Below are 15152 nucleotides of genomic sequence, written 5' to 3'. Positions count from 1 at the left end.
AGATGCCAGCATTGCCTCAGGCTCTGACGACGAAAAGCTTCAAGGCCTCACCTGTCCCGACCCGCGCACGCGGTATTTGAACGAGGTCAGCTGCTCGACGCCGACCGGCCCGCGCGCATGCATCTTGCCGGTGGCGATGCCGATTTCGGCACCCATGCCGAATTCACCGCCATCGGCGAACTGAGTGGAGGCATTGTGCAGCAGGATGGCCGAATCGATCTCGTTGAAGAACCGCTCAACGGTATTGGCATCCTCGGCGATGATCGCCTCGGTGTGATGCGAGGAGAAGGTTTCGATATGCTCGATCGCACCACTGATGCCATCGACCAACTTCACCGCGATGATGGCGTCGAGATATTCCGTCACCCAGTCGGCATCGGTCGCCGGCTTGGCGTCGAAAAACACCTTCAGCACCTCTTGATCGGCATGGATCTCGCAGCCGGCGGCGCGGAGCGCGTCGAGGATCGGCACCAGATGGGTGGATGCCACGGCGCGGTCGACCAGCAGCGTTTCGGCGGCACCGCAGACACCGGTGCGCCGCATCTTGGCGTTGACGGCGATCCTCACCGCCATGTCGAGATCGGCCGAGCGGTCGATGTAGAGATGGCAGATGCCTTCGAGATGGGCGAACACCGGCACGCGCGCCTCGCTCTGCACCCGCCCGACCAGGCTTTTGCCGCCGCGCGGGATGATGACGTCGAGCGTACCGCCAAGCCCCTTCAGCATCTCCCCGACGGCGGCGCGGTCGGTTGTCGGCACCAGCTGGATGGCGTCTTGCGGCAGGCCGGCGGCCTTCAGGCCTTCGACCAGGCAGGCATGGATGGCGGCGGATGAATTGAGCGAATCCGAGCCGCCGCGCAGGATTACCGGATTGCCGGCCTTGAGACAGAGCGCACCGGCATCGGCGGTGACATTGGGCCGGCTTTCATAGATGACGCCGACGACGCCGAGCGGCGTGCGCACGCGCTCGATATGCAAGCCGTTCGGCCGGTCCCACTCGGCGATGACGTCGCCGACAGGATCGCGCAGTTCGGCGTTCTCGCGAATACCGGCGGCCATGGCGCGGATGCGATCCGGGTTCAGCTTCAGCCGGTCCATGAAAGAGCCGGACAGGCCGGACTCATGGCCATTCGCGATGTCGATGGCATTGGCGTCGAGAATGTCTTGCTCCCGAGCCACGATCGCGTCGGCCATGGCAAGCAGCGCGGTCTTCTTGACGGCGGTGATGGCGATGGCCAGCGGTCGGGCGGCAGCGCGGGCGCGGCGGCCGATATCCGCCATCAGCGCCACGGTGTCGTCCCCGGATTTTTCATGCAGCTTCAGCATGGCTCATCCTCTGTCTATGTCATCGGAATGACTCACCACCAGATCGTCGCGGTGGATCATCGCGGAACGCGCCTCGTAGCCGAGCACGGTTTCGATCTCGGCCGTCTTCAGGCCTGCGATCCTTACGGCATCGGCGGCATCGTAGGCAACCAGCCCGCGCGCGATCTCGCGGCCCTCGGGCGACAGGATCGCCACCGTGTCGCCGCGTGAAAAGTTGCCGCTGACCAGCTTGACGCCGGCCGGCAGCAGCGATTTGCCCGATGTGAGCGCGCCGATGGCGCCGGCATCGACCGTCAGCCGGCCGGCCGGTTCGAGCTGGCCGGCGATCCAGGTCTTGTAGCCTTTGACCGGATTGGCGCTCGGCCGGAAGAAGGTAGCACGCTCGCCGCGCTCGATCGCCATCAGCGGCGACAGCCGCGTGCCTGAAGTGATGATCATCGCCGTGCCGGCGGCGGTGGCGATCTTGCCGGCATCGAGTTTTGTCCGCATGCCGCCGCGCGACAGCTCCGACGCAGCCGCCCCCGCCATCGCCTCGATGTCAGGCGTGATGCGGTCGACGACCGGTATGAACCTGGCATTGGGATCACGCGCCGGCGGGGCGGTATAGAGCCCGTCGATATCGGAGAGCAGCACCAGAAGATCGGCGCCCATCATCGTCGCCACCCGCGCGGCCAGCCGGTCATTGTCACCGTAGCGGATTTCGGAGGTGGCGACCGTATCGTTCTCGTTGATGACCGGCACCGCCTTCATCTTCAAGAGCGTCGAGATCGTCGCCCGCGCGTTGAGGTAGCGGCGGCGCTCCTCGGTGTCGCCGAGGGTCAAGAGAATCTGGCCGGATTTCAGCGCGCCCTTGCCGAGCGCATCCGACCAGGCGCCGGCGAGCGCGATCTGGCCGACGGCTGCCGCAGCCTGGCTCTCCTCTAGCTTCAGCGCCCGCTTGCCAAGGCCGAGAATGGTGCGGCCGAGCGCGATGGCGCCGGAAGACACGACGAGGATTTCGGCGCCGCCCTGGGCGAGCACGGCAATGTCGTCGGCGAGCGAGGCCAGCCAGTCGCGCTTCAACCCGGTTGCGCGATCAACTAGCAACGCCGAGCCGATCTTGACGGTGATGCGCCGGTATTTTTTCAGCGACTGCATGGCCTTACTTTTCCCAGCGCGTCTCGACCGGGGCAGCGATCTGCGCCCGCGCCTCGGCCACGACTGACATCAGCGCTCGGAGCACCGCCTCGACCCCCTCGCCGGTGACGGCCGACAGCAGCATCGGCGCCCGACCGGCGGCGCGCTTCAACGAAGCGACCTTCTTCTTGCGTTCATCGGCGTCGAGCGTATCGACCTGGCTGAGCGCCAAGATTTCGACCTTGTCGGTCAGGCCGTGGCCATAGGCCTGGAGTTCGGCTCGCACGGTCTTGTAGGCCTTGCCGGGATTTTCCTCCTGCGCCGAGACCAGATGCAGCAGCACGCGCGTACGCTCGACATGGCCGAGGAAGCGGTCGCCGATGCCGACGCCCTCATGCGCGCCTTCGATGAGGCCCGGAATGTCGGCGATGACGAATTCGCGCGCATCGATGCGCGCGACGCCGAGGCCGGGATGCAGCGTCGTGAAGGGATAGTCGGCGATCTTCGGCTTGGCCGCGGTGACGGCGGCGAGAAAGGTCGACTTGCCGGCATTGGGCAGCCCGACCAGCCCGGCATCGGCGATCAGCTTCAGCCGCAGCCAGATGTTGAGCTCCTCGCCGGGAAGGCCGGGATTGGCGCGGCGCGGCGCCTGGTTGGTCGAGGTCTTGAAATGCTGGTTGCCGAAGCCGCCATTGCCGCCCTTGGCGAGCAGGAAGCGCTGGCCGACGACGGTGAGGTCACAGATCAGCGTCTCATTGTCCTCCTCGAAAACCTGGGTTCCGGCCGGCACTTTCAGCGTGACGTCGGCGCCCTTGGCGCCGGTCATGTTGCGGCCCATGCCATGGACGCCGGTCTTGGCCTTGAAATGCTGCTGGTAGCGATAGTCAATCAACGTGTTCAGCCCGTCGACCGCTTCCAGCCAGACGTCGCCGCCACGCCCGCCATCGCCACCATCCGGCCCTCCGAACTCGATGAATTTCTCGCGCCGGAACGACACCGAACCGGCGCCACCGTCACCCGAGCGGACATAGACCTTGGCTTGATCGAGAAATTTCATGGGATTGCAGTTTCTTTTATTGGCCTTGCGGCATTGCTCTAAACCTTGCGCCTTGCTCTAAACCAAGGCGCGGCGAAGGGCGAGGCCGTTTTGCGACAAAGGCCGCGTGGGTTCGGCCGGAGAAATCCTGGCATGAAGCTTGTAACCTACAACATCCAATACGGCATCGGGCTTGATGGCCACTACGATGTCGCGCGCATTGCCGACGCTGTGCGCGGCGCCGACGTGATCGCGCTGCAAGAGGTCACCCGCAACAATCCGAGGAACGGCGGGCGCGACATGGTCGCCGAGATCGGCGAGGCGCTGCCCGATTATTTCGCCGTCTATGGCAGCAATTTCGAGGCCAATATTGGCTCGCGCATCGAAAATGGCCGCGCCATCACCACGACCTTTCAGCTCGGCAACATGATGCTGTCGAAAACGCCCATTCATCTGTCGCGCAACCTGCTTTTGCCGCGCAGCCGCAGCTTCGAGATGATGAACTTCCAGCGCGGCGCGCTGGAGGCTTTGATCGAGACGCCGCTTGGTTTCATCCGCTTCTATTCCATCCATCTCGATCACCGCAGCCCGGTGGAACGCGCCAGCCAGATCCAGTTCCTGCGCCGCCGCCTGTTGAACTACGCGCTCGAGGGCGGCGCGCTGTCCGGCGTCGCCGAGATCGGCCTGCCTGAATTGCCGCATCCCGAGGCCTTTGTCGCCATGGGCGATTTCAACATGCTGGCCGGCTCGCCCGAATATGTCGAACTTGCCGGCCGGCCGGACCATGAATTCGGCATGCCGTTGACCGCCGACTTCGCCGTCGATGCCGCCGTGCGCCTCAATGTCGCCGGCGACGATCTCGTCAGCTGGGTCGACCCCAACGACGCCGCCAACGCCAACCTCCACAAGCGCATCGACTACGTCTTCACCAGCGCCTCGCTTGCTCGGTCGCTGAAGCGCTTGTGGGTCGACGGGCAATCGGTCGGCTCCGATCATCGACCGGTATGGGTCGAACTGGGCTGATGTCTCGTCATCCGTCTGCGTTTTCGCGTTCGACGATCGCCATCATGATCGTATCGCCGTATTGTCCGTCGATACAGATAGCGTCGCGCTGCACACCCTCCCTGACAAACCCGACCTTGTCATAGAGAGCGATGGCGCGGGCATTGTCGGCATGTACGCACAGCTCGACGCGGACAAAGCCGACCTTGCGTGCCTGCGTCAGGGTCGCATTGATAAGCCGCAATCCAAGGCCACGCCCTCGATGGGAGGCAACAATTCCCATTCCGAGGGCTCCGCGATGGGCATGGATGCGTCGATCATGGCGTGAGATATCGCACCAACCGACGACCTCGCCACGAACAACGGCGATGAAACCCGGATCGCCTCTCGCGATACGGTCCAATACGAATCGTCGGGTTTGATCCAGTGGTGGCGCCTTGAGGAAGGACAGGTACTTCCGCTCACGCGCGACGAGATCAAGCGCGCGATGAAAGCTTTCGACGTCGTCCGGGGTTATCGGCGCGATCGCGATCGTTTCAAGATCGTTGCTGTCATCGACCATTGGCTTGCCCGGCGCCATCCATCAAAAGTGCACCCAGTTCCTGAGGCTGGTCCACGTCTTCCTGTCCAGCCTGTACCGCTCGACCGGCACCTGGCCGGCGACGATGGAGTTCAGCATGCCCTGTCCGGCATACTGGAAGCCGCATTTGTGGATCACCCGGCGCGAGGCCGGATTGATGACCCGCGTCGAGGCATGCAGAACCTGGGTCGAGGTCCTCTGGAAGGCGAGGTCGACCAGCGCATGGGCGGCTTCCGTCGCATAGCCGCGCTTCCAGTGAGGCTCGCCGATCCAGTAGCCGAGCTCCAGCCCGCGATCGGTGGTGTTGAGGCCGGCGCAGCCGACGAAGGTGTCGGTGCCGGCCAGCGTCAGCGCATAGACGATGCCGGCGCGGCGCGTCTTGGTCATGGCCAGGAAGGCGCGCGCCTCGGCCTCGCCATAGGGGTGCGGCATGCGCGCCAGCATTTCGGCGACATGGCGGTTGTCGGCAAGCTCGACCAATTGCGCGACGTCGCCCTCGTGCGGCGCCCGCATCACCAGCCGCTCGGTGACCAGCGCCGGGCAGTCAATCGCGTAACTTTCGTCTTCTGAGTCTTCCGCTTCGGCAACCATTTCAAGTCCTCCAGGCAAAGAAAAAGGGGAGATGGAAACCCATCTCCCCTGATCCTTTTCCTGGCTTTGCCAAACTTCCTGGCTTCCAGACACCGGTTCCCGAGATGGGCGCCGGTGTTCTAGTGCGGAACCGGCTACTCCGCGGCTTTGGTAATCGGATTGACCGATACGTAGGTTCGGCCGTTGGCTTTTTTGTTGAACGTCACGGCGCCGGATTCGAGCGCGAAAAGAGTGTGGTCCGTGCCCATGCCGACATTGACGCCGGGATGCCAGGTGGTGCCGCGTTGACGAATGATGATGTTGCCCGGGATGACGGCTTCGCCGCCGAACTTCTTCACGCCCAGACGCTTGGAATGCGAGTCGCGACCGTTGCGCGACGAGCCGCCAGCTTTCTTGTGTGCCATCTAACTAACTCCGTTGCGCCGCAAGGCGCCTAAAAGGCCTTATGAACGCGTTCGCGTTCCGTTTCAAGTCCGATCCGGCGACCTGATCGCCGGAAAAATTACTTCTTCGCCAGTTCCTTGGCCTGCTCGCGCCAGTCCTTGATCTGGTCGGCGCTGAACGGCATGTGCTCGTCGATCTTGGCGACATCCTTGTCGGACAGCTTGGCGAGCTGCGCGAAGGTGATGATGCCCTGCTCGGCGAGATCCTTGGCGGCGACCGGGCCGATGCCCTTGATCACGGTCAGGTCGTCCGGCTCGCCCTTCGGCGCCTTGAACAGCGGCGCCGCGGCCGTCTCGGCCTTCACGTCGTCCTTCGGGGCGGCTTCCTTCTTTGCCTTCGGCTCGGCCTTCGCCTCGGCGGCAACCTCTGCCTTGGCTTCCGCCTTGACGGCGGCCTTCTTGGCGGGCTTGGCGCCACCCAGCAGGATCTCGGCGATCCGCACGGTGGTCAAAAGCTGGCGATGGCCGATCTTGCGGCGCGAATTCTGGCGGCGGCGCTTCTTGAAAGCGATGACCGTGCGGTTCTTGCCCTGCTCGACGACTTCGGCGGTAACCAGGGCACCATCGACGAACGGCGCGCCGAACGTGACATTCTCGCCCTCGCCATGCGCGAGCACGTGGCCGATCTCGACGATATCGCCGACATTGGCTTCGACTTTTTCGATCTTCAGGAGATCGTTGGCGGCAACGCGATACTGCTTACCGCCCGTTTTAATGACTGCGAACATTTTTTGCCTTTCGCTGTTCGGTCGGCCTTGATGAACCACCTGAGGCGGTTCGGCCGTCTTTTTGTCAGTCTGCGGGTTCAAAAAACAAGCGGCGCGGAAGAACCCTCCACGCCGATTGCGCGCTGTCCCTAACCGAAGGTTGAGTGAGAGTCAAGGCAAACGGCCACACCGAGACTTGTCATTGGCGGGCAACCATTGGCCGTGTCCCCATGACGACCCAGCGTTACCACAGCCCGGTGACGACAATGCGTGGCTGACCATGAAACCGCGTGGGCTCTACGGTAAACACCATCTTGAATCCACGGCTTGTCCGGCAAGGCAAATATCTGGCGGATTGGCCTTGTAACCTGCCCGTTCAGCCGTTATCTAGTGCGCCGCGCCGGCAACGGCCGACCATGACCGCGGAGAGGTGGCAGAGTGGTCGAATGCACCGCACTCGAAATGCGGCATGGGTGCAAGCCCATCGGGGGTTCGAATCCCTCCCTCTCCGCCATCCAATCACCAATCCCTCGAGGATCGCGCACTCCGCGAGTGCTCTTGGCGCGATAATTCGGCCAGTTGCTTGATGGCGTGCTGTTTCAATGGATCTGTACTCCAAGCCGCTCGTTCTTCCTCCATCGCACCACGGCACGATATTCGACACCATCCGCGGGAACGTGCAGGACGAACCGCTCGGGAACAATCACGCCCGGCTCCACCCGTAGCTCCGCACCATGAGCGTGTTGATTTCTGACGGAGCAAGCGATTGTCATATTCTCGGTGATAATGGTTCCATCCTTTAGAACGACCGCCCGAGGAAGTGAGCGTCGTTCAATTGGTGGATCACCGGGCTTGCCGCTCATCTCAACCTCCCGAAATCTTGTGTCGATAAACGCATGGCCCGACCGACACAATCGCACTTAAATTAGCATATACTAAAATGGTTCCGAAACTTTTATTGCGACGCAAGGTCGAGCGGTTGCGGCGACGGTATCAGGTCCAGCCCCGGCAACTGCACGGCGGCGACCTTCCTCGAACAAACAACGCAGGCCGAGGATACGGTCTGCTCGGCATCGAGATGCTGCCGCCTGACAGGCAAAAAAGAGCCCGCCCGGAATGGGGATCAAGGGCGGGCCAAAGGTGGCTAGGGATCATCCCAGCTTAGGTCAACGAGCGGCGGAAGGGTTGGTTGCTTGCTCAACTAGTCAAAGCACCACGCCGGTTTGTGCGGCGGCCGATTATTCCATTCGCGGTTGCGCTCCCGCTGGTGGCCCTCACGGTTTGCCTGATCTCGTGAGGGTTTTCAGACCGACCTGTCGGACCCGTGTCCGGCAATTGCCTTGACAAAAATCTCCCCGAATTCCTTGAGCTTCGCCCCTCCCACACCATTCACCTCGGCGAAGGCGTCGAGATCGCGCGGACGGCGCTCGGCCATGTCGATCAGCGTGCGGTCGGAGAACACCACATAGGCCGGCACCTGACGCTCCTTGGCCAGACGCAGTCGCAGCGATTTGAGCGTGGCCAGCAGCGAGGCATCGACGCCTTCGCCGCCCATGCCAGAGCCTTGCGCGGCACGCTTCCGCCCGCGCGCGAGTGGATCCCGGTTCTCGACGCGGTACTGGAACGCAACCTCGCCACGGGCGAGCGCGCCGCCGCTGTCCGAAATGGCGAGGCCGCCATGGCCATCGGGATCCGGCATCAGGAAGCCGCCGGCGACCAGTTGCCGGATCAGCGACAGCCACACCGTCTTCTTGTGCCCCGCTCCGCTGCCGAAGCTGGTGAGCCTGTGATGGCCCCTGGCTTGCACCTTCTCGGTCTCATGGCCGGTCAGGATATCGATGACATGGGCGGCGCCGAAACGCTGGCCGCTCTGCGCGACCGCTGTCAGGATGATGCGCGCCTCGGCAGCGCCATCGGCGCGTGGCACCTGGTCGACGCAATTGTCGCAATTGCCGCAAGGCTCGGCTTGCTCGCCGAAATAGCCGAGCAGCACCTGGCGCCGGCACTGCGCCGTCTCGCAATAGCCGATCAGCGTATCGAGCCGGCGATGGGCGCGCCTCTTGTGCTCCACCGATGCGTCCTCGTCATCGATGAACAGCCTGCGCATGCGGATATCGCCAAGCCCGTAGAGCATGTGCGCCTCGGCCTTGCGCCCGTCACGGCCGGCGCGGCCGATCTCCTGGTAATAGGCCTCCAGGCTGCCGGGCATGTCGGTGTGGAAGACATAGGCGACGTCGGGCTTGTCGATACCCATGCCGAAAGCGATGGTCGCCACCATGACGACGCCCGACAGCGTCATGAAGGCGTTCTGATTGGCCTCGCGCGCGTCCTTGCTCATGCCGGCATGATAGGCGAGCGCGGTGACGCCGTGCTTCTCGAGAAAGGTCGCCATCTCTTCCGTCTTCTTGCGCGACAGGCAGTAGACGATGCCGCTCTTGCCTGGGTGACGCTCGATGAACCGCAGCAATTGCCGCTTGCTGTCCTGCTTGGATTCGATCGCCAGCTTGATGTTGGGCCGGTCGAAACCAAGCACCAGGGTCTCGACCCGCTCGGCGAACAGCCGTGCCTCGATATCGCTGCGCGTGCTCTCGTCGGCCGTCGCCGTCACCGCGATGATCGGCACGTTGGGAAAGATGTGCCGCAACCGCGACAGGTCCTCATATTCGGGCCGGAAGGCCGGTCCCCATTGCGAGATGCAATGCGCCTCGTCGATGGCGATCAGGCTGACGTCGAGCCTCGAAAGCGCTTCGAGCATGCGCTCGGTCATCAGCCGCTCCGGCGCCAGATAGAGCAGCCGCTTCTGGCCGGAGGCGACACGGCGCCAGGCGGCGACATTGGCTTCGCGGTCCAGCGAGGAATTGATCGTATCGGCGCCGACGCCGGCCAGCCGCAAGGCGGCGACCTGGTCCTGCATCAGCGCCACCAGCGGGGACACGACGAGGGTGAGGCCGCCCATGACCAGCGCCGGCACCTGGTAGCAGAGCGATTTGCCCGCACCCGTCGGCATCACGGCCAGCACATGGCGCCCGCTGAGCAGCGCCTCCATGATGTCGGCCTGGCCGGGGCGGAAATCGTCGAAACCGAACACGTCCTTGAGGACGCGCCGCTTGGGGTCCTCGGCCCGAATACCCGCCGCCTGTGCCGACATCAGGCGGACACCGGATTGGAGGCGATTTTCCGGGGATTGGAGAGGATTTGGAAATCGATCAAGGAAACTCTCCGCGTGACGCACTGGAGTAGCGCAGCCGCCCTCCAATCACAACTGGTTGGCGATCGGAGGCGCAGGCCAGAGTGCCTTCCCCAGCGACACCCGCCCCCATGCTGGATTCCTCCGCGCCAGGATGTAAGCTTGGCCAGCCAAGCCAGGGAGGGCGCGATGCTGCAGGTGAGACAGGACGTCCTCGGCGAACGGTTCAGCTTGCAACGCGCCGCCTTCGAGAAGCAGCCCTATCCGGACCTTGGCGTGCGGAAAGATCGGCTGAAGCGCCTGCTGGCCCTGACCGAGCGGCACGAGACCGACATTTGCGCCGCGATCGACGCCGACTTTGGCGGCCGCTCAACGCATGAAACCCGCCTTGCCGAGCTGTTCGTCGTGCGCGTCGGCATCCGTCACACGCTGTCACATCTGAAGGGCTGGATGCGCGAGCGGCGCGTCGCCACCACCTTGCCGTTCCTGCCGGGCAAAAATCGTCTCGTGCCACAGCCGCACGGCGTCGTCGGCATCGTGTCGCCCTGGAATTACCCGTTCCAGCTCGCCGTCGCGCCGGTGACGGCGGCGCTCGCCGCCGGCAACCGCGCGCTGGTCAAGCCGTCCGAGCTGACACCGGCTTTCTCCGCGCTGCTCGCCAGGCTGGCCGGCGAGCATTTTTCGCCCGACGAGTTGAGCGTCATCACCGGCGATGCCGAGATCGGCAAGGCCTTCGTCTCTATGCCGTTCGATCATCTGCTGTTCACCGGCTCGACAGCGGTCGGCCGCCAAGTCGCGGTCGCCGCTGCCGCCAACCTGACCCCGGTCACGCTCGAACTCGGCGGCAAGTCGCCGGCGATTTTCGACCCCTCCTGCGATCTCGATGCCGCAACGGCAAGCATCGCCTATGGCAAGTTGCTCAATGCCGGGCAGACCTGCATCGCGCCGGACTATCTGATGGTGCCGAAGGGGCAGGCCGGTACGGTAGCGGCCAAATTCGCGGACGCGGTGGCGCGGCTCTACCCCACGCTGCGCGACAACCCGGACTATACCGCCATCATCAGCGACCGGCACTTTCAACGCCTGCGCGCCATGATCGCGGAAGCCCGCGATGCCGGCGCCGAAATTGTCGAGATCAATCCGGCCGGCGAAGAGTTGGGCACCGCGAGCCGCAAGCTTTTGCCGACCCTGGTCAGCAATGCCGGCCCCGATCTGCGGCTGATGCGCGAAGAGATTTTCGGCCCGGTGCTGCCGATCGTCGAATACGCCACCGTCGACGAGGCGATCAGCCATGTGAACCAGGCCGACCGTCCACTGGCGCTCTACTGGTTCGGCAGCGACCGCGGCAACCGCCAGCGCATCCTGCGCGAGACCGTCGCCGGAGGCGTCACCATCAACGACTGCATGCTGCATCTGGTGCAGGAGAACCAGCCTTTCGGCGGTGTCGGTGCCAGCGGCATGGGCGCCTATCACGGCGAATGGGGGTTCCGTACCTTCAGCAAGGAGAAGCCGGTTTTCCTGCAGTCGCGCCTCAGCGCCGGCGCCATGCTGCGCCCGCCCTATGGCAAGACGTTCGAGCGGCTTTTCGCCCTGCTCCGGCAAATAACCTGACCAAAGTCGCGGCTTCAGTGCCGAATGAAGAGGCGGGCGGCGGCGCGGAGATGGTCGCGAAATTGCCTCAGGCGAGGAAATCAGCCCGGTGCGGGGTAAAACTGTCGACCAGCCGTCCCGCTTCAAGCGCCTTGACGCCATGCACCAGGCCGGACGGCACGATGAAGCTGCCGCCCATCCCGATGATTTCGGTTTGGCCATCTATGGTCACTTCGAAGCGGCCTTCGGCGACGTAGCTTGCCTGGACATGCGGATGCAAATGCAGGACGCCGACACCGCCCTTGTCGAAGCCGAATTCGACCATCATCAACTCGTCGGTGTGGAGGAGGACGCGCCGCCTGTTGCCGTCGGGTGTCGGCGTCCACGCGGCCTCACCGGCATGCGCGAAAATCTTCGGCTTACTCATCGTCTGCTCCCCATCGCGGATGCCTGGCCAACGCTCATCGCACCGCCCTGGTTCAGAGCCGGTACGCTTTCTTGGCAAGCGTATAGGCAAGGTCCTTGGCCAGTTCATGCGCCTCGTCTTCGCGCAGGCGATGCTCGCAAACCAGCCGCGCCAGGAAGGCGCAGTCGACCCGCCGCGCTATATCGTGCCGGGCCGGGATCGAGGGAAAGGCGCGTGTGTCGTCATTGAAGCCGACCGTGTTGTAGAAGCCGGCCGTTTCCGTCGTCATCTCGCGGAAGCGGCGCATGCCTTCCGGACTGTCATGGAACCACCAGGCCGGCCCGAGCCTGAGCGCCGGATAGACGCCTGCCAGCGGCGCCAGTTCGCGCGCATAGCTGCTCTCGTCGAGCGTGAAGACGATGATGGAGAGGTCGCGTTCCAGGCCGACGCAGTCGAGCAACGGCTTCAGCGCCGTCACATAGTCGGTGCGGGTCGGGATATCGAAGCCCTTGTCCCTGCCGAATTTCTGGAAAATACCAGGTGAATGATTGCGCCAGGAGCCGGGGTGGATCTGCAGCACCAGCCCGTCATCCCGGCTCATCTTGGCCATCTCGGTCAGCATCTGGGCGCGGAACAACTTGCGCTCGCGTTCGTCCTCCGAGCCATGGCGGATGCGATTGAACAGCTCCTGCGCCGCCGCGTCGGAAAGGTTGGCGGTCTCGGCCGTCGGATGGCCGTGGTCGGTCGCGGTCGCGCCAAAGCTCTTGAAGAAGGCACGCCGCTGGCGGTGCGCGTCGAGATAGCCTGCCCAGTTGCCGGTATCGCAGCCGGTAATCTCGCCGAGCCGGTCGAGATTGGTTGAAAACCCTTCGAAATCGGGATCGACGACGGCGTCCGGCCGATAGGTGGTGACGACACGGCCCTCCCAGCCGCTTTCGCGGATCATCTTGTGCCATTTGAGATCGTCGAGCGCGCCTTCGGTCGTGGCGATGACCTCGATGTTAAAGCGCTCGAACAGAGCGCGGGGGCGGAAATTCTCCCACTGCAGCAGCGTCGCGATCGTGTCGTAGTGGCGGTCGGCCGTCTCGGCGTTCAGTGGCTCCTCGATGCCGAACAGATGCGCCAGCACATGGTCGAGCCACAGCCGCGTCGGCGTGCCGCGAAACAGATAGTAATGCTCGGCAAAGCGCCGCCAGATCATCCTGCCGTCGCTCTCGACCGGGGCGCCATCGAGCGTCGGCACGCCGAGATCCTCCAGCCGCACGCCCTGGCTGAACAGCATGCGGAAAATGTAGTGGTCGGGCACGATGAGCAGTTGCGCCGGATCCGGGAAAGGCTCGTTTTGCGCATACCAGCGCGGATCGGTGTGGCCGTGCGGGCTGACGATGGGCAGGGCCTTGATGCCGGCGTAGAGATTGCGGGCCAGCGAGCGCGAATGCGCTTCGGACGGAAACAGCAGGTCCGGATCGGTCAGCGCGACCATGGGAAAAGCGGCTCCTTCCAGGCAGGACATCGGTACGTTTGGACAAAGGCGATGTCAACGTGCGCTGGCAAAGCGGCATCCTTGCGGCAGGCGCGAACAGGTGTTACGCCGCCTGTGATCCACCGCCTCCCCAGCCCCGGTATGGTGATGACCAGAAGCCATCTATCCGACTCCACGCTCCAGACGCTGCCCGCCGGGACCAGTATCCCCGCCTATGATCGCGGCGAGGTCATATCGGGCATCGTGCATCTGGGCGTCGGCGCTTTCCACCGCGCCCACCAGGCCGCCTATGTCGACGACTGCCTGGCGGCGGGCGAAACGGAATGGGGCATAACAGGCGTCTCGTTGCGCAGCCCCGACACGCGCGACGCACTGGCGCCGCAGGACGGGCTCTACACGCTGGCGATCCGCAGCAGCGGCGGGGAACAGCTTCGTGTCATCGGCTCCATCGGCTCGATGCTGGTGGCGCCGGAAGACCCAGGCGCGGTACTGGCCGCATTGACCGATCCACACACCCGCATCGTCACGCTGACCATCACCGAGAAGGCCTATCTCAGGGCTGCCGGCGGCGGGCTCGACACCGCCCACCCCGACATTGTCCACGATCTGGCAAATCCACAGATGCCAAAGACGGCGCATGGCTTCCTGACCGAAGCCCTGGCCAGGCGACGCGCCGCCGGCACGGCGCCTTTCACCGTGCTGTGTTGTGACAATCTGCCGGCCAACGGCGCCACCCTGCACCGGCTGCTGACCGAATTCGCTGCGTTGCGCGATGCCACGGCCGGCATCATCGGAATTGCCGACCACATCGCAAACCAGGTCGCCTTTCCCTCCAGCATGGTCGACCGTATCGTGCCGGCGACCACGGACGCCGATCGGGCGCGGATTGCCACCGAGCTTGGCGTCGAGGATGCCTGGCCCGTCATGACCGAACCGTTCTGCCAGTGGGTCATCGAAGACGATTTTCCCGGAGGCAGGCCGGCCTGGGAGAAATTCGGCGTCACCATGGTCAGGGATGTCGGCCCGTTCGAGGACATGAAGCTGAGGCTCCTCAACGGCGCGCATTCGGGCATCGCCTATCTCGGCCTGCTCAGCGGTCACGCAACCGTCGACCGCGCCTTCGCCGATCCGGCGATCCGGCAATTCGTCGACGCGCTCTGGCAGGAGGCCATTCCGACATTGCCGGAGGACGCCGGGCTCGATACATCGGCCTATACGGCCGAGCTCGCCGAGCGCTTCTCCAACACCGCGCTCGCCCACCGCACGGCGCAGATCGCCAATGACGGCTCGCAGAAACTGCCGCAGCGCATCATTGCGTCCGCCATCGAGTGCCTCGAAGCCGGTACCGAGTTCGTGCATCTGACGCTGGTCGTGGCGGCCTGGATCGCTGCCTGCGCCGCGCGCGGAAAGACCCTGCCTGAGAACCATTTCACCGATCCGCTCGACACGGCACTGACGGCGCTTTTGAGCCAAGAGCTGCCCGCGAACGAGACCGTGACGGCCGTGTTCGACCTGGCCGGTTTTGCCGGGGATCATGCCGAGCGCCAGACGTTGATCGAGATTGTGGCGGTGCATCTCGTCCACCTGCGGCGGGATGGTCCGACACTGGCCTTCGCTGCCTTGGGCATCTAAACAAAAAAGCGGGGCAATGCCCCGCTTTCGCAATCCGCTTGTCGGGAAACGAC

14 protein-coding genes and 1 tRNA gene are annotated in these 15152 nt (G+C 64.2%); 4 read left to right on the top strand and 11 right to left on the bottom strand.

Annotation, left to right across the window (positions count from 1 at the left end; all coding sequences use genetic code 11):
* Positions 1-39: 39 nt before the first annotated feature.
* Genes EB233_RS06030 through obgE form a run of 3 tightly spaced genes read right to left on the bottom strand, consistent with a single transcriptional unit; the run spans position 40 to position 3499 of the window.
* Positions 40-1326, bottom strand: coding sequence for a glutamate-5-semialdehyde dehydrogenase (locus EB233_RS06030; RefSeq protein ID WP_064991157.1), 1287 nt, complete (start codon positions 1324-1326; stop codon positions 40-42).
* Between the two features lie 3 nt (positions 1327-1329).
* Positions 1330-2463 carry a glutamate 5-kinase gene (gene proB / locus EB233_RS06025; RefSeq protein ID WP_027053043.1) on the bottom strand — a complete coding sequence of 378 codons (1134 nt, stop codon included), beginning with the start codon at positions 2461-2463 and terminating at the stop codon, positions 1330-1332.
* A gap of 4 nt (positions 2464-2467) precedes the next feature.
* Positions 2468-3499 (bottom strand): GTPase ObgE, encoded by a 1032-nt coding sequence (obgE, locus tag EB233_RS06020; RefSeq protein WP_064991156.1) that lies wholly within the window; start codon positions 3497-3499, stop codon positions 2468-2470.
* A gap of 132 nt (positions 3500-3631) precedes the next feature.
* Between obgE and EB233_RS06015 the strand changes: the two genes are divergently transcribed.
* A complete protein-coding gene (locus tag EB233_RS06015) occupies positions 3632-4501 on the top strand; it encodes an endonuclease/exonuclease/phosphatase family protein (RefSeq protein WP_027053045.1) in 870 nt (289 codons plus the stop codon).
* Positions 4502-4508: 7 nt separating this feature from the next.
* Here the strand turns inward: EB233_RS06015 and EB233_RS06010 are convergent, their stop codons facing one another.
* The 4 genes from EB233_RS06010 to EB233_RS05995 form a co-directional block, all read right to left on the bottom strand.
* Positions 4509-5042: a GNAT family N-acetyltransferase gene (locus EB233_RS06010; RefSeq protein WP_027053046.1), complete on the bottom strand. Its 534-nt coding sequence runs from the start codon at positions 5040-5042 to the stop codon at positions 4509-4511.
* Between the two features lie 21 nt (positions 5043-5063).
* Positions 5064-5651: a GNAT family N-acetyltransferase gene (locus EB233_RS06005; RefSeq protein WP_064991155.1), complete on the bottom strand. Its 588-nt coding sequence runs from the start codon at positions 5649-5651 to the stop codon at positions 5064-5066.
* A gap of 134 nt (positions 5652-5785) precedes the next feature.
* Positions 5786-6055 carry a 50S ribosomal protein L27 gene (rpmA, locus tag EB233_RS06000; RefSeq protein ID WP_010912120.1) on the bottom strand — a complete coding sequence of 90 codons (270 nt, stop codon included), beginning with the start codon at positions 6053-6055 and terminating at the stop codon, positions 5786-5788.
* 98 nt (positions 6056-6153) lie between these two features.
* Positions 6154-6822 (bottom strand): 50S ribosomal protein L21, encoded by a 669-nt coding sequence (locus EB233_RS05995; protein ID WP_064991259.1) that lies wholly within the window; start codon positions 6820-6822, stop codon positions 6154-6156.
* 403 nt (positions 6823-7225) lie between these two features.
* Here EB233_RS05995 and EB233_RS05990 point away from each other — a divergent pair.
* Positions 7226-7315: transfer RNA gene (locus tag EB233_RS05990), tRNA-Ser, on the top strand.
* A gap of 85 nt (positions 7316-7400) precedes the next feature.
* Here the strand turns inward: EB233_RS05990 and EB233_RS05985 are convergent.
* Both EB233_RS05985 and recQ read right to left on the bottom strand, forming a co-directional pair.
* Positions 7401-7664 (bottom strand): PilZ domain-containing protein, encoded by a 264-nt coding sequence (locus tag EB233_RS05985; RefSeq protein ID WP_081294238.1) that lies wholly within the window; start codon positions 7662-7664, stop codon positions 7401-7403.
* 440 nt (positions 7665-8104) lie between these two features.
* Positions 8105-9949: a DNA helicase RecQ gene (recQ, locus tag EB233_RS05980; protein ID WP_064991154.1), complete on the bottom strand. Its 1845-nt coding sequence runs from the start codon at positions 9947-9949 to the stop codon at positions 8105-8107.
* Positions 9950-10177: 228 nt separating this feature from the next.
* Here recQ and EB233_RS05975 point away from each other — a divergent pair, with 228 nt between their 5' ends.
* On the top strand, positions 10178-11599 hold the full coding sequence (locus tag EB233_RS05975) for a coniferyl aldehyde dehydrogenase (RefSeq protein ID WP_064991258.1): 1422 nt from the start codon (positions 10178-10180) through the stop codon (positions 11597-11599).
* Between the two features lie 67 nt (positions 11600-11666).
* On the opposite strand, the gene EB233_RS05970 is transcribed toward EB233_RS05975, so the two are convergent.
* Both EB233_RS05970 and uxaC read right to left on the bottom strand, forming a co-directional pair.
* Positions 11667-12005, bottom strand: coding sequence for a cupin domain-containing protein (locus EB233_RS05970; protein ID WP_064991153.1), 339 nt, complete (start codon positions 12003-12005; stop codon positions 11667-11669).
* 52 nt (positions 12006-12057) lie between these two features.
* The gene (uxaC, locus tag EB233_RS05965; RefSeq protein WP_064991257.1) at positions 12058-13467 is read right to left on the bottom strand and encodes a glucuronate isomerase; all 1410 of its coding nucleotides are present in this window, start codon (positions 13465-13467) and stop codon (positions 12058-12060) included.
* Between the two features lie 141 nt (positions 13468-13608).
* Here uxaC and EB233_RS05960 point away from each other — a divergent pair, with 141 nt between their 5' ends.
* Positions 13609-15099, top strand: coding sequence for a mannitol dehydrogenase family protein (locus EB233_RS05960; RefSeq protein ID WP_064991152.1), 1491 nt, complete (start codon positions 13609-13611; stop codon positions 15097-15099).
* Positions 15100-15152 lie beyond the last annotated feature (53 nt).

Source organism: Mesorhizobium erdmanii, assembly GCF_013170725.1.
GTDB classification, from domain to species: domain Bacteria; phylum Pseudomonadota; class Alphaproteobacteria; order Rhizobiales; family Rhizobiaceae; genus Mesorhizobium; species Mesorhizobium erdmanii.
Note: the sequence above shows the minus strand (reverse complement) of the source record. Positions and strands in the feature narration are given on the sequence as shown.

Coding starts and splice junctions, on each gene's coding strand:
- proB (WP_027053043.1), bottom strand. CDS start 2,463: ATGCAGTCGCTGAAAAAATACCGGCGCATCACCGTCAAGATCGGCTCG.
- rpmA (WP_010912120.1), bottom strand. CDS start 6,055: ATGGCACACAAGAAAGCTGGCGGCTCGTCGCGCAACGGTCGCGACTCG.
- EB233_RS06010 (WP_027053046.1), bottom strand. CDS start 5,042: ATGGTCGATGACAGCAACGATCTTGAAACGATCGCGATCGCGCCGATA.
- EB233_RS05970 (WP_064991153.1), bottom strand. CDS start 12,005: ATGAGTAAGCCGAAGATTTTCGCGCATGCCGGTGAGGCCGCGTGGACG.
- EB233_RS06015 (WP_027053045.1), top strand. CDS start 3,632: ATGAAGCTTGTAACCTACAACATCCAATACGGCATCGGGCTTGATGGC.
- EB233_RS05975 (WP_064991258.1), top strand. CDS start 10,178: ATGCTGCAGGTGAGACAGGACGTCCTCGGCGAACGGTTCAGCTTGCAA.
- uxaC (WP_064991257.1), bottom strand. CDS start 13,467: ATGGTCGCGCTGACCGATCCGGACCTGCTGTTTCCGTCCGAAGCGCAT.
- obgE (WP_064991156.1), bottom strand. CDS start 3,499: ATGAAATTTCTCGATCAAGCCAAGGTCTATGTCCGCTCGGGTGACGGT.
- EB233_RS05985 (WP_081294238.1), bottom strand. CDS start 7,664: ATGAGCGGCAAGCCCGGTGATCCACCAATTGAACGACGCTCACTTCCT.
- EB233_RS05995 (WP_064991259.1), bottom strand. CDS start 6,822: ATGTTCGCAGTCATTAAAACGGGCGGTAAGCAGTATCGCGTTGCCGCC.
- EB233_RS06005 (WP_064991155.1), bottom strand. CDS start 5,651: ATGGTTGCCGAAGCGGAAGACTCAGAAGACGAAAGTTACGCGATTGAC.
- EB233_RS05960 (WP_064991152.1), top strand. CDS start 13,609: ATGGTGATGACCAGAAGCCATCTATCCGACTCCACGCTCCAGACGCTG.
- recQ (WP_064991154.1), bottom strand. CDS start 9,949: ATGTCGGCACAGGCGGCGGGTATTCGGGCCGAGGACCCCAAGCGGCGC.
- EB233_RS06030 (WP_064991157.1), bottom strand. CDS start 1,326: ATGCTGAAGCTGCATGAAAAATCCGGGGACGACACCGTGGCGCTGATG.